17 protein-coding genes are annotated in these 24,226 nt (G+C 66.6%); 6 read left to right on the top strand and 11 right to left on the bottom strand.

Features of this window, described 5'->3' with window-relative positions; all coding sequences use genetic code 11:
• Nucleotide 1: 1 nt before the first annotated feature.
• From K6V06_RS10895 to K6V06_RS10945, 11 genes are all read right to left on the bottom strand, one after another.
• Nucleotides 2-2,722: a T6SS effector BTH_I2691 family protein gene (locus tag K6V06_RS10895; protein WP_222243226.1), complete on the bottom strand. Its 2,721-nt coding sequence runs from the start codon at nucleotides 2,720-2,722 to the stop codon at nucleotides 2-4.
• On the bottom strand, nucleotides 2,719-3,171 hold the full coding sequence (locus K6V06_RS10900; RefSeq protein WP_222243228.1) for a hypothetical protein: 453 nt from the start codon (nucleotides 3,169-3,171) through the stop codon (nucleotides 2,719-2,721). The genes K6V06_RS10895 and K6V06_RS10900 overlap by 4 nt, the downstream gene beginning before the upstream one ends.
• Before the next feature lie 270 nt (nucleotides 3,172-3,441).
• Nucleotides 3,442-6,222: a type VI secretion system Vgr family protein gene (locus K6V06_RS10905; RefSeq protein WP_222243522.1), complete on the bottom strand. Its 2,781-nt coding sequence runs from the start codon at nucleotides 6,220-6,222 to the stop codon at nucleotides 3,442-3,444.
• Nucleotides 6,223-6,286: 64 nt separating this feature from the next.
• Nucleotides 6,287-8,956 carry a type VI secretion system ATPase TssH gene (gene tssH / locus K6V06_RS10910; protein ID WP_222243230.1) on the bottom strand — a complete coding sequence of 890 codons (2,670 nt, stop codon included), beginning with the start codon at nucleotides 8,954-8,956 and terminating at the stop codon, nucleotides 6,287-6,289.
• Nucleotides 8,957-8,977: 21 nt separating this feature from the next.
• Complete coding sequence (gene tssG / locus K6V06_RS10915; protein ID WP_222243232.1) at nucleotides 8,978-10,105, bottom strand: type VI secretion system baseplate subunit TssG; 1,128 nt, start codon at nucleotides 10,103-10,105, stop codon at nucleotides 8,978-8,980.
• Complete coding sequence (tssF, locus tag K6V06_RS10920; RefSeq protein ID WP_222243234.1) at nucleotides 10,069-11,919, bottom strand: type VI secretion system baseplate subunit TssF; 1,851 nt, start codon at nucleotides 11,917-11,919, stop codon at nucleotides 10,069-10,071. Before tssF ends, tssG begins: the two co-directional genes overlap by 37 nt.
• Before the next feature lie 57 nt (nucleotides 11,920-11,976).
• Nucleotides 11,977-12,450, bottom strand: a complete 474-nt coding sequence (tssE, locus tag K6V06_RS10925) for a type VI secretion system baseplate subunit TssE (RefSeq protein ID WP_222243236.1) — start codon at nucleotides 12,448-12,450, stop codon at nucleotides 11,977-11,979.
• A 99-nt stretch (nucleotides 12,451-12,549) separates the two neighbouring features.
• A complete protein-coding gene (locus K6V06_RS10930; RefSeq protein WP_222243238.1) occupies nucleotides 12,550-13,053 on the bottom strand; it encodes a type VI secretion system tube protein Hcp in 504 nt (167 codons plus the stop codon).
• A gap of 106 nt (nucleotides 13,054-13,159) precedes the next feature.
• Complete coding sequence (gene tssC, locus K6V06_RS10935) at nucleotides 13,160-14,644, bottom strand: type VI secretion system contractile sheath large subunit (protein ID WP_222243240.1); 1,485 nt, start codon at nucleotides 14,642-14,644, stop codon at nucleotides 13,160-13,162.
• Nucleotides 14,637-15,158 (bottom strand): type VI secretion system contractile sheath small subunit, encoded by a 522-nt coding sequence (gene tssB, locus K6V06_RS10940; protein WP_222243242.1) that lies wholly within the window; start codon nucleotides 15,156-15,158, stop codon nucleotides 14,637-14,639. Before tssB ends, tssC begins: the two co-directional genes overlap by 8 nt.
• A 70-nt stretch (nucleotides 15,159-15,228) precedes the next feature.
• Nucleotides 15,229-15,873, bottom strand: a complete 645-nt coding sequence (locus K6V06_RS10945) for a hypothetical protein (RefSeq protein WP_222243524.1) — start codon at nucleotides 15,871-15,873, stop codon at nucleotides 15,229-15,231.
• A gap of 300 nt (nucleotides 15,874-16,173) precedes the next feature.
• Between K6V06_RS10945 and tssJ the strand changes: the two genes are divergently transcribed.
• From tssJ to K6V06_RS10975, 6 genes are read left to right on the top strand one after another with little or no spacing between them, the layout of a single operon-like run.
• Nucleotides 16,174-16,812 carry a type VI secretion system lipoprotein TssJ gene (gene tssJ, locus K6V06_RS10950; RefSeq protein WP_222243244.1) on the top strand — a complete coding sequence of 213 codons (639 nt, stop codon included), beginning with the start codon at nucleotides 16,174-16,176 and terminating at the stop codon, nucleotides 16,810-16,812.
• A 55-nt stretch (nucleotides 16,813-16,867) separates the two neighbouring features.
• Nucleotides 16,868-18,214: a type VI secretion system baseplate subunit TssK gene (gene tssK / locus K6V06_RS10955; RefSeq protein ID WP_222243246.1), complete on the top strand. Its 1,347-nt coding sequence runs from the start codon at nucleotides 16,868-16,870 to the stop codon at nucleotides 18,212-18,214.
• Entirely contained in the window at nucleotides 18,211-19,002 is a 792-nt protein-coding gene (gene icmH, locus K6V06_RS10960) for a type IVB secretion system protein IcmH/DotU (RefSeq protein ID WP_222243248.1), read from the top strand. Before tssK ends, icmH begins: the two co-directional genes overlap by 4 nt.
• Before the next feature lie 37 nt (nucleotides 19,003-19,039).
• The gene (locus K6V06_RS10965; protein WP_222243250.1) at nucleotides 19,040-21,790 is read left to right on the top strand and encodes a type VI secretion system Vgr family protein; all 2,751 of its coding nucleotides are present in this window, start codon (nucleotides 19,040-19,042) and stop codon (nucleotides 21,788-21,790) included.
• Between the two features lie 10 nt (nucleotides 21,791-21,800).
• Complete coding sequence (locus K6V06_RS10970) at nucleotides 21,801-23,246, top strand: hypothetical protein (RefSeq protein WP_222243252.1); 1,446 nt, start codon at nucleotides 21,801-21,803, stop codon at nucleotides 23,244-23,246.
• Entirely contained in the window at nucleotides 23,243-24,196 is a 954-nt protein-coding gene (locus K6V06_RS10975; RefSeq protein ID WP_222243254.1) for a hypothetical protein, read from the top strand. The genes K6V06_RS10970 and K6V06_RS10975 overlap by 4 nt, the downstream gene beginning before the upstream one ends.
• Nucleotides 24,197-24,226 lie beyond the last annotated feature (30 nt).

Genomic DNA, 24,226 nt, shown 5'->3' on the forward strand with positions numbered 1-24,226 from the left:
ATCAATCCTTGGTTGCGAGCTTCAGTTGCTCCATCTCGCTCTCGGTGTCGGCGTAGCGCTCGTCGGCAAGGCTGCCCCAATAGCAGCGCTCCAGCCAGTCCTGGATCTTGTCGTCGGCAAGCCAGGCGATCAGGCCGGCGATCACGAACATCGCCACGGCGAGCAGAATGCCCCAGCCCGTCGCCGCGGTGTAGACGGCCCACACCATCAGCAGGCCGGCGGCGGCGGACAACACATAGAGCCCGCCGACCACCATATTGCCCTCCGAGAATTCAAGCCGTGCCTGGTTCAGGTCCAGCACCGCAACGATCACGCCGCCGACAGCGGTGGCGCGCCGTCCGACATTCTCCAGCATCTTCGCCAGCGAGGCGTCCAGCGCCCGGCCGAAACGAAGTCCGAAGGTCACTCGTGCCTTGGCATACTTCGCCATCAGTTCGATGATGCCGCCGGCAACCCCCACCACGCCGCCCAGCACCCGTCCCCAGGTGTCCGCGGCCTTGTGGTCCATGGTGTCTCCGGTATCGCTCCACAGCTTGATCAGCAGCACGATGTCCAGCACGGACGCCACCGCGCCGACGCGCACATCGGTGTTGACCACGGACTGCCACGCGCCCGGCAGGCGCATCAGCGCCATGTCGTTGGGCAGCCGGATCGAGCGCGCCAGCCACGCGCTGCGCTGTGCCTTCGTCAGGCCGGCCGGCATGTTGCTCAGGTGCGCCGGATCGACCAGCACCAGGAAGGTCTTGCCGGTGCTGCCCTCCATCTGGATGCCATGCACCTCCAGGCGGCGCAATTCGAGTTCGACGGGATCGAACAGCGCCCTGCGCGACGGTACGTCGTGTCCGGCCTCCGCGCTCAGCTTGCGGATCTTGCGAATCAGCTCGCGGCGAAAGACGCGGGGCTTGTCTTCCACGCGCACCGGCACCATTGCCTGGCGCGAGATCATGCCAAGCAGGATGGCTATCCCCTTGACCGGCCCATCGACCGTGATCTTGCCGAGCACCGCCGCGAGCGGCCCGTTGATTCCCATCATGAAGTTGGCGATCAGGCAGGCCGCGCTCTCCGGGTTGGACACCCGCTGGAACGAGAAATCGTAGACCTTGATCAGCGACGGCCAGGACAGGCTCCACGGGTCCAGGCCACTGGCCTTGGCCTTGGCCGCCTCCTGCAGCACCGCCTGCTGGTTGAAGGCAAGCGCGCGCATCAGCAGGTTCTTCTGGTCGTCCGGTGTTCCCTCCAGCCATTCCTTGTACAGTTCGAAGCAGACCGGCTTGTCCTGCGTATTGCCAATGCACAGCATCACCGCGCCGGTATACGCCTCGCCGCTGGGCATATTGGTTTCGTCGTAGTTGCTGGCGAACACGTTGGCCATCGACTCGCTACGCATCCAGTCGCGGTGTGCGGTCGCAAGCGGATAGATGGTGGCCTTGTTGAAGGTGTCGAGCGCCCGGTCGAACGCTTTCTGGAACGCATCGCGGGCCGCCTCGTCATAGCGGCGGCTGCCGGTCAGCATGCGGGTTTCGTACTTTACCCACGACTCGCTGCGTGCCCGGCGCAATTGCGACGGCGGCCCCTCGCGGTACGTCTCGGCCAGGCTGCGATACTGCTCCCGTGCCTTGTCGCCGCCCAGCCACTCGGCCAGCGCCTTGCCGGCCGCCATGGTGGATGCATCCATCATCGGATTGGCGCTGGCGTGCGGGTCCGCGGTCCCGTATATCTCGATGTTCTCCGCGCTCTCCTGCGCGGCGCGCATGACTTCCAGCTCCGCATGGTTGCCGATCGACTCGCGGATCGACAGGATGGCGCTGGACACCGCCAGCTTGCGCGCCCGGTCCGGGTCCTCGTAGAGGAAGTCCTCGTAGCGCTCGTGCATCAGCGGATCCAGTTCGGAGGCGATGCCGACCGGGTCCCACAGCGCGGCGAGCGCCGGCTTCCACGGCTTGGCCGCGCCCTCGGCCCACTTGAACAGGTCCTCCTGCTGCTCCTTGCAGCCGGTGAAGCGATGCGGGGAAAACTGGAACGCCGGATAGGCGGTGATGACGATGGTGTCCAGCGTGACCACATCCGGGTCGCTGGGCGTGGCGTCCTGCGTCGGGGCAGGCGTGGCACGCGGTCCTTCGGCGCCGAACTCCGCCACGAGCCGGGCCGCGTCCGCGAGCGGCGCGACATGCGGCAACGTCGCACCGGTGCGCCAGCGGTCGATGTCGATCCGGCGCATATGCTTCTCGCGCCAGGACTGCTGGCGATGCCGTGTCTTGACTTCGTCGGTCCACAGCACATCCGAGAAGCCGATCCACACCGGGCCCGCAACGTGCGCGTCCTTGACCGTGATGCAGCGCGCGATCGCGGCGTCCTGCCGGTTGGAGCAGCTGAAGGCGATGTCTTCCGGCAGCGGCGGCGCCGGATCGTTGAAATCGAACTCGTACAGGTAGCCGCCATCGGCCACCACGTACGCGGACCATGTCCCGCGCTTCTCGTTGAAGACGTACAGATACCCTTCCCGCAGCAGCCGCAGCGTATAGCGCGCCTCGCCCTCGGGCAGCGGGATGTTGGTGACCTTGTCGCCGAACTGCGGATCGAGTGCGGGCGGTACCGGTGTGTACGGCTTGCCGCGCGCGTTGTTGCCGGAGCGGCCGATGGCATAGCGTACCGGCAGGATAGGCAGGCCCTCCTTGTCGCAGAACGGACACTTGGCGGGTTGCTCGATGGCGGCGGCTGTCATGTCGCTTGTTCCCATGAACGGTGAGGGCTGGACTCCTTTGCGGGGATACCCAGCGGGTCGTCGGTCAGTTCGGCGCAGGCGCCGACATAGCTGATCTGCCCTGCCGCCGCCCTTTCCAGGGCGGCCCTCAGCAGGGGGTGATGTTGCGGTCCGCCGGGGATGGCGAGGGCCTGCACCGCGAACAGGCGCCGATCCGCCTCGTCGCGCAGGCCATGTCGATGCAGCGCCTCGGCCAGCCCCGCGTCGAGCTGCTGCCCCAGCAGCACCGCGTCGCCGCGCCGGCCGGCGCGCGCGAGCATTTGCAGGCAGCCCTGCACCATGCCGGTCCGGCGCAACGGGTCCAGCTGTGCCGGACGAATCCGCAGCGGCAGAAACGGGTCCTGCTCGCAATCGCGCCAACGCAGCCGTCCCAGCGGATCGATCCAGTGCCATTGCTCGATCGGCCCCATCACCGCGTCCAGCTGCGCCTTGCCGCTGGTATTCGTGCTGCCACCGCAAGGCTGCCTCGATCAGGCCGACCCGGCCGGCGCGATTCAGCGAATCCAGCGGCAACAGCAATGGCATCAGCCGCGCGCGGGTTTCCATGCCGGACGGCACCAGCGCGCTGGGAGACGCCGCGGGCGGCAGTACGGCCAGCGCCGCCGGCCCCAGCTTCAGCGGGCTGAGCACGACATGGGTGAAGTCGTCGAGAAAGCGGTGATGGAGATCGAACATCACGCTCAATCCAGCGGTACCAGTGCGTCGCCGCGCGACTGCGCGCCTCGCAATTTGAACTCGCAGGCGCCCAGGTCGCCGCTGGGCAGCGCCGTGCCGGCCGCCGCGCCTGCCGGGCCGACGAAGCGGTGCCCCGCGCCCTTGAACTCCACCTTGCCCGGCGCATGCAGCTCGATCTTGCCGGCGAGCATGCGAATCTGCGCGCCGGCCGCGTTCAGCAGCACATGTTGCTTGCCCTCTACCGCCACGTTCGCCTGCGTGGACGCCACGGTGACCTTGCCGTGCGCCGCATGGCGGCTGGCACCGGCGAGGCTGGCCACTTCCACGTCGCCGCGGGCGGCGTGGAGGGCGATACCGACCGCATCGCCGCCCTGCCCGTCGGTGTACAGGCTCAGGCCCTGTGCCACGGCCACCGCGAGGTCGCGTCCCGTAGCGACGTTCAGGTCCTCGCCCGCGACCAGCGTGGTATCGGTACCGGCGACCAGCACCGCATCGGCCGGGGTCGTCACGGTCACGCCCGCCGCGCCGCTGACCACCAGATGGGGCTCGGAGAACGCCGGCACGCTGGCGCCGTCAGCACCGCTCGCCTTGCTGCGCAGCACGTCCAGGCCGTTCTGCAGCGACTTCAGCGCGGGCAGCGAGGCCGCATCCCCGTCGCCCGGCAGCGCGGCCTGCTGACCCGCTGCCTGCGTGGCGAGGCCGTGCGCCAGCGCAAGGCTGTCCTCTACCTGCGCGACCGCCGTTGCCGCCTGCAGCAGCGGCTGCTGCACGTTGCCTGGCTCCGCGGCGATCAGCAGACCGGCGCCAGCGCGCACGCTGCCGCTGCCGTCGGTCGCCAGCGCGGCGCCGTGTCCCAGCGCGGCACCGCGGGCATTGTCGCGCTGGTGCAGATGATGGCCCAGCGCCAGCGCACTGCCGGCCTGCGTGGTGCACAGCAGCGTGCGGCTTTGTCCCGGCGTGTCGTCGAACACCAGCTGGTTGTAGCCGCCATCGCCGCTCTGGCTGGCGGACAGGGCCTGCGTCTTGATGCCCGACAGCACCGCGTCGTGGGCATGGGCCGGGTCCTGCTCGCCGTCGCCGGCGAACCAGGCGGGCGCGTTGCCGGTCGCGTTGGCGGCGCCAGCCTGCTGCCGGTTGACCTGGGCATCGGTCTCGCCGCGGCCGTTATAGGCCGCGCCCACCACCACGGGCCGATCGATATCGCCGTTGACGAACTCGACGATCACCTCCTGTCCGACGCGAGGCAGTGCCACCGCCCCCCAGTTGTCGCCGGCGACCGGTGCCGCCACACGCAGCCAGCAGCCCAGGCTGCCGCGCGCCGGCGCGTTGTCGTCCCCCGCCGGATGCGACTGCCGGCTCGCCGAGCGCGCGCCGCGCTGCCAATGAAACTGGACCTTGATGCGGTGATCCCGATCGGTATGCACAGGCTGGCCGTCGCCGACCACCAGCGCGGTCTGACCGCCTCGTACCGTCGGACGGGGATGCAACAGGCGGCCATCCTCCCCGCGCAGGGCCGGGCGATATGGCACGCCGACACGGAAGGCATCGAACCGGTTGCGGTACAGCGGTTCTTCCCCATTGCCGGCAGCCGCGGCGTGACTGCCCATCGCCGCGGGCAGACCCGCAGGCAATACGGCCGCCAGCGCCCTGGCAAAGCGCTCGTCGAAATTGTTGCGCGCCTCGTGCGTGACCGACATCACCGCAAAGCGGCGCTGCCCCGCTTCGTCGGCGTCGTGTTCAAAGTGGTCGCGCAGCTCGAAGACGGTGCCGGGAGCCAGCGTGCGCACGGTGCCCTCGCCATGGAAGAGCTTGTTGCGCAGCTCCAGCGATTCCATCGCCACGGCCGCGAGCCGCTCGGCGTGCGCGGCATCGGCAAAGGCGTATTGCCCGGGATAGTCGGTGTCGAGGAGAAGGCCCGCGTGTTGGCCGTTGTCGTGATGGGTCGCCAGCGAAGCGGTGCGCAGCGAGGCGCTGCGATAGTCCCAGCTGGCCACCTCGATCGCATTGGTCTGCCACTGCCGCTGGCTCTGCCAGCCGGTGACGACGTCCTCGCTGGCGGTCACGTCGGCGCGGCCGAAGCGGATCACCGGCTGTGCATTGTCCGCGAAGACCTCGTTGCGGTCGGCGATGACCATCCGGTGCACGCCGAGCGCATCGCCATCGGCCGTCTCGTGCTCGAAGAAGTAGAACAGGCCCTCCTGCGCCAGCAGCCGGGCCACAAAGTCGAAATCGCTCTCGTCGAATTGCGTGGTGACGCTGCGCTTCGGATAGCGCGACGAATCCGCGAGCGACCAGCGCCACGCCGGCACCAGCCGGCCCTGGCCACTGTAGTTGGCGAAGACGCTCTCGACGATCTGGATCACCGACAGGTCCTGGAACAGGAAACTGTCGCGCCGGTAGCGCAAAAAGGCCAGCCAGGGCTCCACCACCAGCCGGTAGCGCGCGAGCCCGCCATTGGCTCCCAGGCGCTCGAACGAGGTCACGTGCCCATGCAGCGGGCGCGGCTCGGTGCGGCTGCGCTGCGTCAGCAAGTCGATCCGAACGGGCTGGCCGAGCAAGGCGGTGGCGTCCAGTGCGGCGTAGTCCGACAGCGCCGTCAGCTCGATCCGGAACCCGCCGCCGTCCAGCCGTTCCCTGGCCTGCATGCGCTCGGCCAGCAGCACATCCGCCCCAAGCGGCGTGGTCAGCCGCAGCAGCCTGTCGTGCTGGACAAAGGTAGAGCGCCACAGCGCCGCCAGCCCCTGTGCGACGTCCTGCCCGCCCTTCTGCGCCCACTCATGCGCCATCCCGCCCGGAACATCCATCGCTGCCTCGCCTGTCGATATCGGACTGTTCATTCCCGGCCAGCCGTCAGTTGAGCCTGAAGCGGAACGCCCCGCTCTTGCCCACGCCGACCTTGATGCGCCGGATTGCCTCGCCCTCCGCCATCCGCGCCAGCACCGACTGGGCGATCTCGGGCAGCAGCGTGCCGTTCAGGATGTGGTCGACGGCGCGCGCCCCGGTATCCACCTCGGTGCAGCGCTGCAGCACGGCCTCGGTCACCGCCTCGTCCCAGCTGAATTCGGCCCGATGGTTCTCGCGCACGCGGGCGGCGATCCGCCCCAGCTTCAGCTCGATGATGCCTGCCAGCGTGTCGTCATCGATCGGGTAGTACGGCACCACCTTGGTCCGCCCGATGAAGGCCGGCTTGAAGGTCTTGTACAGCGTTGGCCGCAACGTCTCGACCAGCGCGTCGGCATCCGGCAGCTCCTTGCCCGTCTTGTTCAGGCACGCCTGCATGATGGTGGCCGAGCCGGCGTTCGAGGTCAGGATGATGATGGTGTTGCGGAAATCGATGGTGCGGCCTTCCGCGTCTTCCATCCAGCCCTTGTCGAAGACCTGGAAGAACATCTCGAGCACGTCCGGATGCGCCTTCTCCACCTCGTCCAGCAGCACCACGCTGTAGGGATTGCGCCGGACCGCCTCGGTCAGCACGCCGCCCTCGCCATAGCCGACATAACCGGGCGGCGATCCCTTGAGACCGGAAACGCTGTGCGCTTCCTGGTACTCGCTCATATTGATGGTGATCAGCTTGCGCTCGCCGCCATACAGGATGTCGGCCAGCGCGAGCGCCGTCTCGGTCTTGCCGACGCCCGACGGTCCGACGAACAGGAAGACGCCGCGCGGCTTGTGCGGGTCCTCCAGATTGGCCGCGGCGGTCCGTACACGCTGGGCCACCGCATCGAGGGCATGCGGCTGTCCGATGACGCGCTCCTGCAGCAGCGGCTTCAGTTGCAGCACGGTCTGCAGCTCGTCCTTGACCATGCGGCCCAGCGGGATACCGGTCCATGCCGACACGATCTCCGACACCACCTGCCCGTCGACCAGCACCGGCACCAGCGGCCGCTCGGCCTGCAATTCCCGCAACTCCGCCTTCAGTCGGACCAGCTCGCCGCCCTCGTCCTTGCCGTCCTTGCCGTCCTTGCCGCCTTGCGCCATGGCGCCATCGCGCTCGCGCAGCAGCGTCACGATGCGCTCGACCAGCCCGCGCTCCTTCACCAGCTGCGCCTCGCCCGCCGCGATGCGCGCGCGCAGCTGCTCCGCCGTGTTGCCCAGCTCGGCGAGGCGCTCGCGCTGGCGTCCACCGTCCGCCGCTTCCCGCTGCAGCGCAGCCACCTCCGCTTCCAGCTGCTCCAGCGCCTTCTGGTCCTGCTCGATGGCGGCCGGCGTTGCACTCTGCGCCAGCGCCACCCGCGCGCAGGCGGTATCCAGCACGCTGACGGCCTTGTCGGGAAGCTGCCTGCCGCTGATATAGCGGTGCGACAGCCGTACCGCCTCGGTGATCGCTTCGTCCAGCACCCGCACGCCGAAGTGGCGCTCCATCAAGCCGACCATGCCGCGCAGCATCGCCGCGGCCAGCGCTTCGTCCGGCTCCTCGACCTTGACGACCTGGAAGCGCCGCGCGAGCGCCGCATCCTTCTCGAAATACTTCTTGTACTCGGCCCAGGTGGTGGCGGCAATGGTGCGCAGCTCGCCGCGCGCCAGCGCTGGCTTGAGCAGATTGGCGGCGTCGTTCTGTCCCGCCTGCCCGCCGGCCCCGATGATGGTGTGCGCCTCGTCGATGAACAGGATGATCGGCTGCGGGCTGCGCTTGACCTCGTCGATGACATTACGCAGCCGGCTCTCGAATTCGCCCTTGACGCTGGCGCCGGCCTGCAGCAGGCCCATATCGAGCGAGCGCAGCGTGACGCCGCGCAGCGGCGGCGGCACGTCGTCGGCGACGATGCGCAGCGCCAGCCCTTCCACCACGGCCGTCTTGCCGACCCCGGCTTCCCCCGTCAGGATCGGGTTGTTCTGGCGGCGGCGCATCAGGATGTCGATCATCTGCCGGATCTCGCCATCGCGGCCGATCACCGGATCGATCCGACCCTCACGCGCAGCCGCCGTCAGATCCACGGTGAACTGGTCCAGCGCGGGGGTGCTCCCCAGCGCGCTCGCGCGCCCCTGGCTCGCGGCACCGGCCGATTCATCGCTGCCCGCCTCCGCCAAGGCGACCGCCTGGCCGGCCTCCTCGGACCCGCGCGCCAGCTCGGCCAGTTCGTGCTTGAGCCGCTCCACCGGAAACTGGGCGAAGCGCGGCGAGCCTCGCTCTGCAAGCGGTGCCAGCGACGGCTCCGTCAGCAGCGCAAGCAGCAGATGGCCAGAGCGGATACGGGTGGTCTGCGAATCGAGCGAGGCGATCAGCCAGGCATGTTCGAACAGCTTGGGCAGCCATGGCGAAAACGCGGGGGTGCGGACATTGCCGTCCTTGAAGCGCCGCAGCTCGCTGTCCAGGTCCGCCTGGAACGCCTGGACGTCGATGCCACTGCTGCGCGCGACCAGCGACACATCGCTGCGCGAGTTCTCCAGCAAGGCCAGGAACAGGTGCTCCAGATCGACCTCGTAGTGGCCGCGCGCCATGCACAGCGAGGCCGCGCGCTCCGCGGCCTGCCGGCTGGTCTGGTTCAGCTTGGCGATCAGCGTCTTCAAAGGGGTTGCCATGTTGGCATCAGCTCCGGTCGATCAATGAAGGGAAGACAAGGTGTAGTGCGCCTCGCTACGGTCGTGTGGCGCGGGACGCGAGGCGATGAAGGCGTCCCAGCCGATCCGTCCGCCGGCCCCCCCGCCCGAACCGCCCAGGCTGCAGCCTCTGACGTCCTCGCGGCGCAGGATCGGCCTGACCTCATACTCCTGCGTCGCGCCGCCCAGCGCCATGAGCATCTTGCGCAAAGCGAAGGCGCCGGCGGCACCCGGCAGGAAGGCCTGGTAGCGCTGGCGGGATAGCGGGCCGATCCATACGCGCACGCGCAGATCGCGTTGCCACACGCGTTGGCCTGCCAGCGCCGTGGCGCCGAGCACGCCATTGGCGCCGCCCAGGCGTGACCATTGCGCCTCCGGCACGCGATACCAGCCACCGACGAACTGCTCGATCCGGACCGGCACGCGGAAGTAGTCGGTCAGCACCTGCTGCAGGTAGGCGGCGGACATCGGCCGCTGGCGCAGCGCCGTCGCGTAGCCCGCCAGCGCCTCGTCGTGGACCGTACCGGGGCCCCGGCGCATGGCGCCGCGCACGGCGCCATCGCCCGTCCCGCCCAGCGATAGCAGCAGCGGCAGATAGTGGCGGCTGCGGTCCACTTCATAGTGGAATGGCAGCCGGTACTTCTTCCATGCCTGATAGAACAGCGCAGCGGCGCGGTTGGAAAAGATGTCGAAGAACGCGCGCGCCGCGCCGTCCCGCCGCATCGTCTCGCGCTCGGCGACGATTTCCGTGTAATGCAACGGCAGCGCCCCCTGTCCGCCGAGCAGACCGAAGAACGCTGGCGTCAGCGTGACCGTGTCGATGCCCTGTGCTTCCAGCGCCTGCCGGAACGCCTCGTCATCCTCGAGCGCGGCCGCCGGCAAGCCGCTGGCCTCGATCCGCGCGATCTCGCTGGCGGGAAACGACAGCGACACGGCGTTGGGGAACCGCATCCGGCTGGCAAGGCGGTGCTCGGGCGTATCCGCTTGCCGCCCCGCTTTGCCATCCACGCCAGCATCGCGCGCGAACAGCAGCTCCAGCAGCCGCACGGCCTGGAAGAACTGGAAGCGATACGGCTGCGCCAGCAGCCGCCGGATCACGCCAGGATCGATTCGCCGCTTCGCGGTGCGCATGCAATCAATTCCTTGCCGGTGCGGCGCGATACGGCGACGAGCTGCACGAAGCTGTTCAGATGGACATACAGTCCGAAGAAGTGGTCCATCACCCGGATGAACCGATGCATGCCGGTGCCGACGAAGGCCTCCTCGTCCAGGGTCAACTGCACGCGCAGGCCGCGCACGAAGGTCGCGAAGGGCTTGCCGGACAGCCATTGCGTGGTGGGCTCGCAGTGCAGGCCCACGATGCCCTCGATCTGCCGGGCGGAAATGCCGTTGTGCGCGGCGTCATGCAGACGCAGCATCTCCTTGAGCGGCGCCAGGCCTTCCTGGACCAGGGACAGATGGTTCAGCGCCAGCAGCGAAATCAACCGCCACTGCGCCGCCCGGCCGCCGGGCAGCCGCAGCGACGGGGTCGGCTTGCGCAGGAAGCGGATCGTCCGGGCGATCGAGCTGCCTTCCATCGTCAGGTCGCCATCCACATGCCCGAACGACAGGCTGGCCGGCAGATCGCGATTGGTGCAGGTCAGGCCGATGCTCAGCGTGTCGGTCTGGGGACGGGCCGGGTCGAAATCGAGATCGACGAGGGAGATCTCGGTCTCGTATCCGGGGCTGCGCGCGGCGACCAGCGGGTCGCGCCGCGCCAGCCAGAAATGCCCGCTGCGATTGGGATCCTCCGCGTGGTGCAGCGAGTAGAACGGGCGGAACTCCACCACGTCGTTGCCCGCCGCGCTCTCCCGCACCAGTTGCACGCTGTCGATCGAATAGACCTCGTAACCGTGCGCGCGCCGCCCGTCGGCCACCACCGGATAGGCACTGGCGGTGTGCTCGATGCGGATGGGATCGGCCTTCTGTGCGAACAGGTTGACCACCGGCGTGCAATGCAGCCGCAGGTTCTCGGCCTGCAGGCCCTCGAGCAGCCGTGCGACATGGGAGTCGGCACGGATCTCGGTGATCACCAGATGCAGCTGGAGCTGACGCGTCGCGCCGCCAGGCGGCAGCGCCTTGCGCAACGCCGCCAGGTCGATATCGAGGAAGTTGAACTTCTCGGCGAAGGCGAAATGCTCGCTGAGCAGCCGATAGCCCGGATGCGAGCGCGCCGGCGTGTCGATCAGCGCTTCGTCGGCAGCGAAGCCGACCTCATGCAGCGGCACCGAGGCAAGCCGCTGCCAGACGCCAGGACGGCTCCCTTCCAGATAGGCGGCCCCGACCTGCAGGCACAGCGCGTCGCCCAGCGCGGCGACAAACGACGGCTCGCCATCCAGATAGACCCGCACCCGGTCCATTGGCAGCTGTTCGAAGCCGCCCCGCTCGCCCGCATAGTCCAGCGTGATCGACACCGCGCCAGTAGCCCCCTTGGGCAGCATCGCGGCGGCCGGCGCGGCAACGGCGGCGCGATAGCTGGCCGCGGCGATGCGCACCGGCGCGAACGTGACGTCGTACGCCGTGCGGAAGCGGCACTCCACCCGATTCACGGCGCGCGTGGTCAGCATGGTGCCGCGCGGTACTGTCAGCGGTGCCGAGAGCTGGGCCGCGGCGCTGCGCACGTCGAAATGCGCGATGGAGCAGGACGGAAACGGCCGCAGGTAATGGGGATACATCACCTCCAGCAGCGACTCGGTCAGCTCCGGGTAATCATCGTCGAGCTTCTTGGTGATTCGCGCCGTCAGGAAGGCGAACGACTCCACCATCCGCTCGACATGCGGATCGTCGCAGCCGTCGGCGGACATGGCGAGCCGGCCGGCGATCTTCGGGTATCGCTCGGCGAAGTCACGCGAATACCGGCGCAGATAGGCCAGTTCACGCTCGTAGTAAGGCAGAAGCTCTTCCATGCGGATCCGAATAGGGTCGCCTCAGGCAGGCGTCGCGGCGGGTCGTTCCGGTTCCGCTCAAGCGCGCCCGCGCGAGACCGAATACTGCAGCGTCGATGGCTGCAGCAAGGCGTCGAAGCTCACCGGCTCGCGCGCCGGACCGACCAGCAGCATCGCGCTGATGCCAAAGCAAAGCGCATTGGTATGGCGCTCGGTGACATCCAGCGACACGGTGACGTTGCGCAGCCGCGGCTCATGGCGCTCGATCGCCTTCGTCAACGACTGGCAAATGGTATTGCGGTCGTAGTAGCTGGCCAGACTCAGTCCGGCAAAATCGTTCAGCCCATAGGTCAGCAGCGAGCGCCGGCATTCCGGGCGGCCGTCCAGTTGCGCCTCGTCGATGACGATGCGCGTGTTGAGCAGCGCCTCGATATCGCGGGCGACCGTGGCTTTCAACTCCTCCAGCGTCAGCTGGCGCATCGCCGTCGGCAACGGCGCGTGCGGCTCGTCGTCGAACAGCTTGTCGAGCAGGCTGGGTTCGAATCCCTTCATGACCGGGCGGGCAAGGCGCCGGCATGCCGCCCTGCGCGCCGCGCGGGCACGCCGCACGGGCGCCCGCTGCGCGAAGGGCCGGCACGCCGGCCACTTGCGTCAGACCGAATAGGTCTTGTCGTTCTTGGTCAGGCTCCAGGCGCCCTGCGAATTTCCGCCCTGGTTGCCGCCGATCTTCTGCTGCGTGTACTTCCACTGCACGGCGGCGTACTTCAGCGAGAACCGGTCCGTCGGCAGGCCTTCGGACGCAACCTTGGCGTCCACCGCGCCCAGGATGGCGTTCTTCAGCTTGATCTCCAGGTACTTGACGCGCTTGCCCTCGCCGTCGGCGCGCATGAAGTCGATGGTCACTTCATCGAAGGTGGTGCCACCCGAGGCGTGCTGGTACAGCAGCGGGCTGACCACGTCCATGTCCTTGGTGAAGATCATTTCGCCATGCTCGCAGCGCTCCGCGGTATGACCGCCCGCGGTCGATGCGGTGGCCGAGCGCGGCTGCTTGATGGTGTGCTCCCAGCTGAGGACTTCGATCCAGTCCTTGTGATCCTTGTCCTGCGATTCGCCCTTGATGGCCGGGTTGCCGAACTTGATGTAGATATCCTTCATGAGCCCCTCGATCGAGATAGAGATAGAGATACTTTCTTCAACGCTTGGGTGTTGCCTGCTACCTCAACCATCGGCCTTGCCGAAAGGCGCGGCCGATGGATGCCCGTCACGAGTTCGCCGCCTGCGGCAGGTCGGCGACCAGACGCAGGGAAATCGACAACTCGTCGAGCTGGAAATGCGGACGCAGGAACGCCACCGACCGGTAGGCGCCCGGCTTGCCCGGGATTTCCGAAACCTGGATGGACGCCTCGCGCAGGGGGAACTGCGCCTTCTGTTCCTGGCTCGCGTTGTCATCCAGCAGCACATACTGCGAGATCCAGCGGTTCAGGAAGCTCTCGACGTTCTGCGCCGAGGCGAAGCTGCCGATCTTGTCGCGCATCATCGCCTTCAGGTAGTGCGCCACGCGCGAGACCGAGAAGATGTACTGCAATTGCGCGGACAACACCGCATTGGCGTTGGCGCTGTCCGTGTTGTACTTCTTCGGCTTCTGCACCGACTGCGCGGCGAAGAAGGCGGCGTAGTCGGAGTTCTTGCAGTGGACCAGCGGGATGAAGCCCAGATCGCTGAGTTCCTTCTCACGGCGGTCCGTGATGGCGATCTCGGTCGGGCACTTCAGTGCGATCTCGCCATCGTCCGTCTTGAACGTGTGCGTGGGCAAGTCCTCGACCAGCCCGCCGCCCTCGACGCCGCGGATGGCCGCGCACCAGCCGAAATCCTCGAAGGCTGCGGTCAGGCGCGCACCGAATGCCCACGCCGCGTTGCACCAGAGGTACTTCGAATGGTCGGTACCGTCGACATCCTCGACGAAATTGAAGCCCTCGACCGTGGTGCCGTCCTTGGGGTTGTACGGCAGCCGGCCCAGGAAGCGCGGCATGGTCAGCCCGACGTAGCGCGAATCCTCCGACTCCCGGAACGACTTCCACTTGGCATACTCGACCGTGTCGAACACCTTGGCCAGATCGCGCGGCTTGCCCAGGTCGGCAAAGGACTCCAGGCCCAGCAGCTCCGGCGAGGCCGACGCGATGAATGGCGCATGCGCGGCGGAGGCGACGTGCGACATCTGCTCGATGAAGTAGATGTCTTCCGGCTGGCGGGTGATTTCATAATCGCCGATCAGCGTGCCAAACGGTGCGCCGCCGAAGGTGCCGAACTCCTCCTCGTACACCTTCTTGAACAGTGCACTCTGATCGAAGTCGATCGCGGTCTTGAAGTCGCGGACCAGGTCGCGCTTGGTCGCGTTCAGCACCTTGATCTTGATCATCTGCCCGGTCTGCGTCTCCTTGACCAGGTAAGACAGGCCGCGCCAGGTGCTCTCCAGCTTCTGGAACTCCGGCGCATGCATGACCGCGCTCAGTTGCGAGGAGATCAGTCGGTCCAGCTCGGCCACGCGCGCGTCCAGCGTCGCCGACAGGTTGTCGGAGACGACGACCGTACCGTCCAGCACCTCCTTGACCAGTTCTCCGATGATGTCCTTGGCACGGGCGTGCTCGGCATCCGACTTGGCCACCCGGCTCTGCTCGACGATCTCGTCCAGCAGGCTGGCATTGACGGCGGGAGCTGCCTGCGCGGCAGCGCTCTGGGTTTCATGCATCCTGGCCACCCTTCGGTTCGTCGCCGCCCTTGCCCAGTTGCCGCAGCGTCTCGGTATTGGTCAGCACTTCACTGAGCAGATCCTCCAGCTTGTCGTTGCCGGCCAGCTTGTTGCGCAGGTCGGCCAGCTTGGAGCGCGCCTCCAGCAGCTTGCGCAGCGGCTCGATCTGGTCCACCACCGCTTCCGGGCTGAAGTCGTCCAGCGAGCGGAATTTCAGCTCCACGCCGAAGCGGCCGCCCTCTTCCGTCAGCGTGTTGGGCACCTGGAATGCCGCACGCGGCTCCACTGCCGACATCACGTCGTCGAAATTGTCCCGGTCGATGTTGACGAACTTGCGATCGCGCAGCTTGGGTTGCGCGACCTCGGACTGGCCGGACAGATCCGCGACCACGCCGACGACGAAGGGCAATTCCTTCTGCTCGATGGCGTCGCCCTTCTCGACGTCATACGTTAGTTGCACCCGGGGCGGGCGCACCTTCTGCAGGCGCTTCTGCACGCTTTCCTTCTTGGCCATGCGGATTCTCCGGTTGGTCCGGTCGTGGTTGTCTTGGATTGCCCGCCAGGGGCTCGAATAGCTGGCGCGATCAGCGCAGTGCGCCGAACGGATCGCCGTTACCGCCGCGTGCCGGTGCTGCCGGTGCTGCCGGTGCCGCGGCCGCGGGCGCCGGTGCGGACGGCGTGGCCGCCGGCTTCACTGGCACGCGCTTGACCGGCGCCACACGGCGGCGCACCGGTGGCTTGGCCTTCTCCTCGGGGAACAGCACCTGCTCGCCGAGCGTTTCACGCAGCATCTTCGCCAGCAGCTGCGCGTCGGTGCGCACGTCTCCCGCCAGCTCGGTGTCGTCCCGCAATTCCAGCAGCGAGCGGCGCGCCACACGCAGCCCGCTTACCGCGAGAATGCTCTTGGCCTTGCGATCCGCGCCGTCGCGTTGCAACGCCTCTTCCGCCGCCACGATCGCCTGCGGGTATTTCTGGTCGGCGTACTGGATCTGCGCGATCTGCGTCCACGGTTCCTGCCGCGCCGGATTCGCCTTGGCGATCTGCTCGTACAGGCTTACCGCCTGCTCACGCTGGCCGCCCTGCAGCGCAGCCTCGGCCTTCGCCATGCTCTGGTCGAACGCCTCCTCCGATTGCGGACCGGCGACGCCGCCGGTGGCGGCACAACCCGAAAACAATGCGGCAGTGCCGAGTGCAATTGCAATAGAACGTGTAAAGCGAAAATGGAACATGGCTCGATCCGTCGCGCGGCTTGTTGTTGACGTATTTGTTTCTATGCCGTTCTCGTCTTTCTGCGGAAAGCGAAGAAAAGGAATGGAAAGCGATATTGGCCCAATCGGCGCGCAATAGTACACTCTGCGCGTCTTTGCTGACAACCGTGCCGCGAGAAGCCGCAACATGCGCATTCAATGGAATTTAACTCTGTGTTCAGCCATTGATTTAACAATCGGCAAGGCACTTCATAATGTTGCCGCCCGTTTATCAGCCTGCGGCTTCACGTAGCACAAGCAAATAAGAGCAATCCGATTTGTATGACTTTCTTACAATTTTCATTTGCCAGGCAAGCGCTGAAGGCCGCGCTCTGTACCTCTGCCGCATTGGCGCTTGCCGGGTGCGCGGTCGGCGGACAGGTGCTGGCCGGGGCAGCAGGCGGCGCGCTGGAGGCGCTGGGCATCAAGCCGTCCAGTGTGCCCGACGCACAGAAGCCGCCGCGAGACATTCCCCTGCGCCTGTACGCGGGCGCCAACCTGAATGCGGCCAATGACCGCAAGCCGGCGGCCCTGGTGGTAAGGGTCTACAAGCTGAAGGAAGCGACGGCATTCCAGCAGGCCGCCTTCGACGTCTTCGTCGATCCGGCTCGGGAAAAGCAGGTACTTGGGGCGGAACTGGTCAACGTGCGCGAGATCACGCTGATCCCTGGCCAGCGCTACGAAGTGATGGAAAAGGTTGCGCGCGAGGCCGGCGCGATCGGTGTGGTGGCGCTGTTCCGCAGCCCGGCACCACAGCGCTGGAAGTTCGCCTTCGACGCACAACAGGGAGAGAAGTCCGGAATCACCATTGGCTTGCACGCCTGCGCGATGACGCTGACCGCTGGCGAGCCATTGACGCCGAACGATGGCGTGCCGCGCACCGCGCTCAACCTGTTGTCCACTACCAGTTGCAATGCGTGATCGCTGCAATAAGCATCAATGACGACCTGCAATTAAACAATCGGCAAGGCCTATCGTGAGCGATTCCGCCAAGATTCTTTGGGGCGAAGGACTGTTTCTTCGCCCGCAACATTTCCAGCAGCAGGACGCCTACCATGAAGCACGGCTTCATGCGACAGCGCATGCCATTCAGCCCTATTCATGGGGCGTGCGGCACGCGCGTTTCGACACCGACGCATTGTCCAGCGGAATACTTCGTGTCACGGAACTTTCACTGTTTTTTCCCGATGGCGAATGGTATTGCGCGCCCCAGAGCGACGATCTGCCGCCACCCGTGGCATTGAACAGTCTTCCCCCGGGCGTATCGGAATCTGTTTTCCACCTGGCACTGCATCCGATGCGTAGCGCCGGGGGCAATTACCGGGAAGCAGCGGACGGCGCGCCCTCTTCCCGCTTCGTCGGCCATCAGCGCGAAACCGCCGACCTGTTCACGGAGGCGGAGCCCGCCGCCATCATGTATCTGCGCAAAGCCGTCAAGCTGGTGGCCGACGGCGAGCCGCGCGATCAGTATGTGTCTCTGCCTGTCGTCCGCGTGCGCCGTACCGCCACCGGCAGCTTCGAGCTGGATGAGAGCTTCGTTGCGCCGAGCCTGGCCATCAACGCCTCCGCGGTGCTTTACCAGAGGCTGCGCCGGCTGCTGGATGCGCTGCAGGCCAAGGTCAACGCGCTGTACGGCTTTCATCGCGAGCCGTCCAAGAACATCATCGAGTTCCGCTCCGGCGATATCGCCTCGTTCTGGCTGCTGCATACGGCCAACGCGTCCTTTGCCGCGCTGTCGCATCTGTATCACCATCCGGAAACGCATCCGGAGCGCCTGTTCCAGGAAATGCTGCGCATGGCCGGCGCGCTGATGACCTTCTCCAAGTCGTACACGCTGGCCGACCTGCCGGTCTACGACCATCGCGATCCAGGCAAGGCCTTCGCCCAGCTCGACGGCATGGTGCGCGAACTGCTCGACACGGTGATTTCCACCCGCTACTTCGCCATCGCGCTGGACGAGTCGCGCCCCTCCTTCCACCTGGGACGCCTTGACTCCGGCAAGATCGACGACAAGACACGCTTCTACCTGTCGGTGTCCGCCGACATGCCCACCGTCGAGCTGGTCGAGGCCATTCCCGCCCGCTTCAAGGTGGGCGCGCCCGACGACGTCGACAAGCTCGTGCTGTCCTCGATGCCGGGCGTGCCGCTGTCCTATACGCCGCAGGTCCCGCCGGCCATTCCGGTGCGACCGGGCGCCTGCTACTTTGCCGTGGAGGCGCGCGGCCCGCTCTACGAGCGGATGCTGCAGGCCGGCACCATCACCATCTACACCCCGGCCGGTATCCGGGAACTCAAACTTGAACTCATTGCGGTGACGTCATGACCACCACTTCGATGCCCTCGCTGTTTGGCGACACCCCGGCCGGACCCTCCGGCGCCGCGCCGGATTCGGGCGACGCCTCCCGGCATGCGCGCACGCTGCTGGACCTGCTGTACGACGGGTTCTTCATGCTGTTCCTGCTGCGAAATGGACAAGCGCCAGACAGCGCCGACGCGTTCCGCGACAAGGTGCGCGGGTTTCTGGACGAGTTCGATCGCGGAGCGCGGCGGCTGCAGGTTTCCGCCGACGATGTGTTCGATGCCAAGTACGCCTTCTGCGCCGCCATCGACGAGACCATTCTCGCCTCCAGCTTCGCCATTCGCCCCGAATGGGAGCGGCGGCCGCTGCAACTGGTGCTGTTCGGCGAACAGCTTGCCGGGGAAGCGTTTTTCACGCGGCTGGAGACGTTGCGCGCGCAAGGCGCGCCGCGGCTGCAGGCGCTGGAGGTCTTCCACATGTGCCTGCTGCTCGGATTCCGCGGCAAGTACATCCTCGAAGGGCCCGAAAAGCTCGCCTATCTGACCGCGCGGCTGGGCGACGAGATCGCGGCGATCAAGGGCAAGCGCGCACCGTTCGCCCCGCACTGGCCGCTGCCGGACAAGATCGCCCATACGCTGAAGCGCGAAACCCCGCTGTGGATCTTCGGCGCCGTGTTCGCGCTGATCGCCCTGCTGGCCTTCGTCGGCGTGTCCACCGTGCTGGACGGGCAGACCGCGGAGGCGATGCAGGACTACTCCCAGGTCATCAAGCTGGGACCGCGGTTCTCGCATCTGACGATCTCCCTGCCCTGACGTCGCCGATCCCCCTCCATCCCCTTTCGAGGTCGCCATGATGCCAACCACGTCGCTGCCGTCGGCCGTGCTAGCCAACCTGCTCGCCCAGGGAACGCGGCTGATCGCCATCGATGCGCCGCTGGCGGAGGCCAACCTGGTCGTCGAGCGCCTCACCGCGCGCGAGGCGGTGTCGCAACCGTTCCTCATCGAACTGGATTGCCTGTCGCCCTCCGCGGCTCTCGATACGGTCGAACTGGCGCGGCAGGAAATCACGCTGCGGCTGATGCTCGCCGATGGCCGCTATCGCGCCTGGCACGGCTTCGTGGTTGACTGCGCGTCCCTTGGAGGCGACGGCGGTCTGGCACGGTACCGCCTCACCGTCGCCCCGTGGCTGGAGCGGCTGCGCGGCCGGCTGGACTGCTTCGTCTATCAGGACAAGACCACCCAGCAGATCCTCGAGGAAGTCTTCGCCGACTATCCCGCCGCCAACTTCCAGTTCGCCATCTCGCAGCCGCTGCGGCGCCGCTCGATCTGTGCGCAGTATCGCGAGAGCGATTTCGACTTCGTCCATCGCCTGCTCGCCGAGGACGGCCTGTCGTACCGCTTCGAGCATCTGCAGGGCGAGGACGACAAACCCGACGGCAACCAGGCACGGCATCGGCTGGTCGTGTTCGACAACGATGCCGAACGGCCCTCCTGCCCGCAGCCGGAGATCCGCTTCCATCGGGCCGACATGACCGAGGCCAGCGACACCATGACCGGCTGGACTTCGTGCCACAGCGTCGGTAGCAACGCCGTCACGGTATCGTCGTGGGACTACAAGACACTGTCCGCCCTCTCGGCCCAGGTCACCGCCACCGCCGTCCCCGGCGAATTGCCGACCCTCGAATCTTTCGACGGACGCGGCGCCTATCGCTTCGAGGACGGCGCGGGCGCGACGCGCCAGGCAACCCGGCGCATGCAGGCCGAGGAAAGCGGCTTCGTGCGGTGGCATGGCGAAGGCACCGTGCGCCAGCTGGCCGCCGGGCAACGCTTCCGCCTGACGGGCCATTTTGCCGACGAGGCAACGGAGTACGTCGCGCTGTCCATTCGGCACGAAGCCGCCAACAACCTCGGCGCCGACGTCGCCAGATTGATCGGCACCACGCAGATCGAGGCAGGCGGCTACCGCAATACCGTCGAGGCCGTGCGTGCGGACGCGCCGATCGCCCCGCGCTGGCGCGCCAAGCCGACCGCGCCCGAGGGGCAGACCGCGATCGTCATTGCCGAAGGCGATGCACCACTGCTGACCGATCGCGACCATCGCGTGCGCATTCGCTTTCCGTGGCTGCGCGCTCCGTTGCCCGCCGGGCAAGCTCCGGCGTTCGCCGACCCTGATTCCGACGACCGCTCGCAGGCCACCGCCTGGGTACGCGTGGCGGGCGCCACGGCCGGGCCGAACTGGGGCGCGCACCACGTTCCCCGAGTCGGCACGGAACTGCTGCTGACGTTCCTCGATGGCGACATCGACCGCCCGCTGGCAACGACGCAGCTGCATAACCAGCAGGACAATCCGCCCTGGCCGAACGACGACAAGCCGCTGGCGACGCTCCTGTCCGGCTGGCACACCGAGGGCCTCGGGGGCAACGGCTACAACCAGTGGGTCGTCGACGACACCAAGGGGCAGCTGCGCATGCGGCTGGCGAGTTCCGCTGCCGACAGCCAGCTCAACCTCGGATACCTCGTCGCCCAGGGACCGCGCGATGCCCAGCGCGGCGCCTGGCGCGGCAGTGGAGCCGAGCTGCGCACCGATGCATGGGCCATCGTGCGCGCCGGCCAAGGGGTGTTGCTGAGCACCACCGTGCGCCCACGCGCCGGCGGCACCGTGATGGGCGTCCCGGAAGCGACCCGCCTGCTGCGCGGCGCCCAGCGCACCGCCGAGCGGCTCTCCACCGCCGCCCGCACGCAGCACGCTGCCCCGCTCGCCGCCAACGCGGCATTCGATCCTCTGCTGTCGGCCATCGACCCGGAACTGGGCGGCCACCATCCGGACAGCGTCAACGGCCAGCGCGCCGTGCAGCCGGACGGCAACCCGGTCGAGCGCTTCGCCGAGCCCTTGCTCGTCGCCGAGTCCCCGATGGCCATCACCATTGCCAGCGCGGAAACGACTGCCGTCTACGCTGGCCGCCATCTGCACGGCACCTCCCAGTCCGACCTGCACGTCGCGGCCGGCAAGACCATTGCCATGGCGGCGGCGCGCGGCGTATCGCTGTTCGTCCAGCGCGATGGCGCCCGCGTCGTCGCAGCCAACGGCGCCGTCTCCGTCCAGGCGCACGATGGACCGATGCGTGTCCTCGCCGACAAGGACGTCCTCGTGACCTCCAGCAACGACGCCATCGAGATCCTGGCGCAGAAGACGATCGTGCTGCACGGCGGCGACTCGCTGATCCGGCTCGAAGGCAATGCCATCACCTTCGAAACGCCAGGGCTCTTCGAAGTCAAGGGCGCCTCGCATGCCTTCTCCGGGCCCGGCGGCAACGCCGCCCCGCTGGCGGCGCTGCCCACCGGCGCCACCGCGCTGGACCACTGGATCGAGATCGACCATCGCGACGCCGAAGGCGAGCCGTTCGCCGGCCAGGCCTACAAGATCCATTTCAAGGACGGCCAGGTCATCTCCGGCAAGCTCGACGCCAACGGCCACGCCCGCCACGAAGGCGTGCCGCCCGAAGCCGTCCGCGTCGAATACGAAATGCCGCCTCCCGGCGAGGACAAGCCGTGGGATCCCATCGCCAACCTGATCCAGGCCTCGCGCTCCAAGCTCGGATAACACGACAAACATGTGGGAAGAACTAGAAAACGCGCTCGCGTGGTTCAAGAGCGCGCCGGCCGGCTGGGTTGAAAGCGGCAAGCAGAACCTCTCCGCCGCCGCGGAGTGGATCTGGGTCGTCATCCAGGGCGACTTCGCCGACGAACAGTCCACCGCGCAGGTGGCCACCGGCACCGTACTGTCGATGATCCCCTTCGTCGACCAGCTGTGCGACGTGCGCGATGTCGTGGCGAACTGCCGCAAGATCAACGACGACACCAACGACAAGTGGGCCTGGGTCGCGCTGGTGCTGACCCTGATCGGGCTATTTCCCGTGCTCGGGTCGCTGGCGAAGGGGTGTTGCAAGATTCTGTTTGCGTATGGACGGAAATCCGTGTTCCGCGCGGGCAAGGCGGCGCTCGATTCCAGTTTCTGGAAGGCCAGCGAACCGTTCGTCGAGGCTGGCATCAAGACGCTGAACCGGCATCTGCAGAACCCGACTGTGCGGCGGGCACTGCGCGCCGCCAATATCGTCAACCCCTATCGCTGGCTGTCCACCCAGGTGCGCGCCGTCGTCGCACGGCTCAACGCCGGCGAGCTGTCCAGGGCGTTCGATTCCGTCATCGAGGGCTTGCGCTACTTCGTCGACCTGATCGGCCGCTGGGGCAACGCCGCCATGCAGACCCGCGCCGGGCAGCTGCTCGGTGTGGTGCTACGTGTTCGAGGCATGATGGCGTCGAAGCTGGACGAGGTGTTGGGGCCAGTGAATGCGTGGCTGCATCAATTGGCAAGGCGGTTGGAAATCGAGGGCGATACGCTGCATCGGGCGAATGTGGATGCGGTGAATCCGCATAAGTACCAGTCGCTGGGCCCGGAGGATGAGCTGCCTCTACTGAGTTCGCCATCCCCCACTTGGGTGGACGACACAGGCATCCTGAAATTCGAGGAGCTGAATGAACGTGTATCACCAGTCGAAGGATGGCCGGAGCTCCGTGCGTATAGAACATTTCACGCAGCGCAGCCTACGACCGTTAAAGCGGGTGAAGTTTTGTATCGAGTAGTAGATCCGAACTCGAAAGACAACGGCGCGTTCTGGATGCGGGAGCATGAGTTCCTGAAGGTAACGGACCGAGCAGACTGGAGAAGGCGGTTCGCGGTATGGCGCCATTGGAACAGGAACGGAGAGTTTGTTACCTACACTGTTCCTCCAGGCACGGAGCTAAGAGCGTGGGAGGGGCCGGCCGCCAGTCAGGCGTTGAGGGGGAGTCCCAACCTTGTTCTCGAGGGCGGCGGGAACCAACTAGTTGTTGATCCAACGCTCCTACAACCCGAGTTTCTCAGCCGACGGCAACTCACTGGCTGGGGTTACACCGACTTCCCTGGCGAGACGGATGAATTCCTTGGCCTCCCCAAGCTGACAAACAATCTCAACATGGACGCCCTGCCGTCCCACCATCCGATGAGGCCAAAACAATGAGCACCCCTCTCGTTCCGCAGGAAGTCTATTTGCTCGAGCGGTACAGTTCCGTCGAGTATTTCGCCGATATGAGGGACGCTTGGCAGGATTTCATCGATTTCCTGGAAATCCGCTTGACGCAGTTCACGGCGCGACTGCCCGCCAACATCCGAAGCCGGCCGCTTCCCCTCCAAGCCGATATTGTGTGGGGCCAGCGAGTACTCCCGAATTTCCGCTACACGGCACAACTTCTCAACGATGCTTTCGTCCGCCTGACGCATGGCGACGCAAACGCCTTACGGCATGCGAGTGCCGTGACAGGGGATGTAAAAGGGCAATACGACTTTTCCCTTGATTGGCTTGATGACGTAGCGCCAGGCGGAGTGGCGACGTATTGGGAACTGCTCGATCGGGCGGAGTTGCTCGCTGCGAACGTAGGTACGACTGGGTCAGGAGGCTGGCTGACCGGCCTGCTGTCCTACAACTACTCAAGCCGCGCTCGGGGAGAGCTGAGGCCACCGGCTGCATGGCCAAGATACACCTTGGACGAATCTGTGCAGGTGGGTACGGGCGACAGCGTCCCAGAGTCGGGCATCTATCTGCCCGAAGTGTCAGACGCGGCCGCCCAGTTCCTGATTGGCGGCCATCGCGCCTGCCCCGCCAAGACTGGTTTTAACGGTCAGCAGTACATGAGCAAAGTCCCAACCATTTGGAAACGCGTGAGGCGCATCGAGGGAGAGACTGTCGCCGACGGCCTTGCGGACCTGCTGATGACTGGATCAAAAGTGGTCCCGATCCGGGCACAGGGTGGTCTGCCTTGTCCGAAGGAGGGATGGTGGTTCACGCCGTCGCAAGCGCACTCGCGCCGATACTTCTGCGAAGGTGAGGTTTTTCCGATCATCGAAGGAAGCGCCTACGGCTCGACTTTCTGGCAGTGGGATCGGGATCAGGACGAGCCCCGTCTACGGTGACACAGCCTCCAGGAAGGCCCCATTCTGGTC

Source organism: Cupriavidus sp. AU9028, assembly GCF_019795295.1.
Classification (GTDB): Bacteria; Pseudomonadota; Gammaproteobacteria; order Burkholderiales; family Burkholderiaceae; genus Cupriavidus.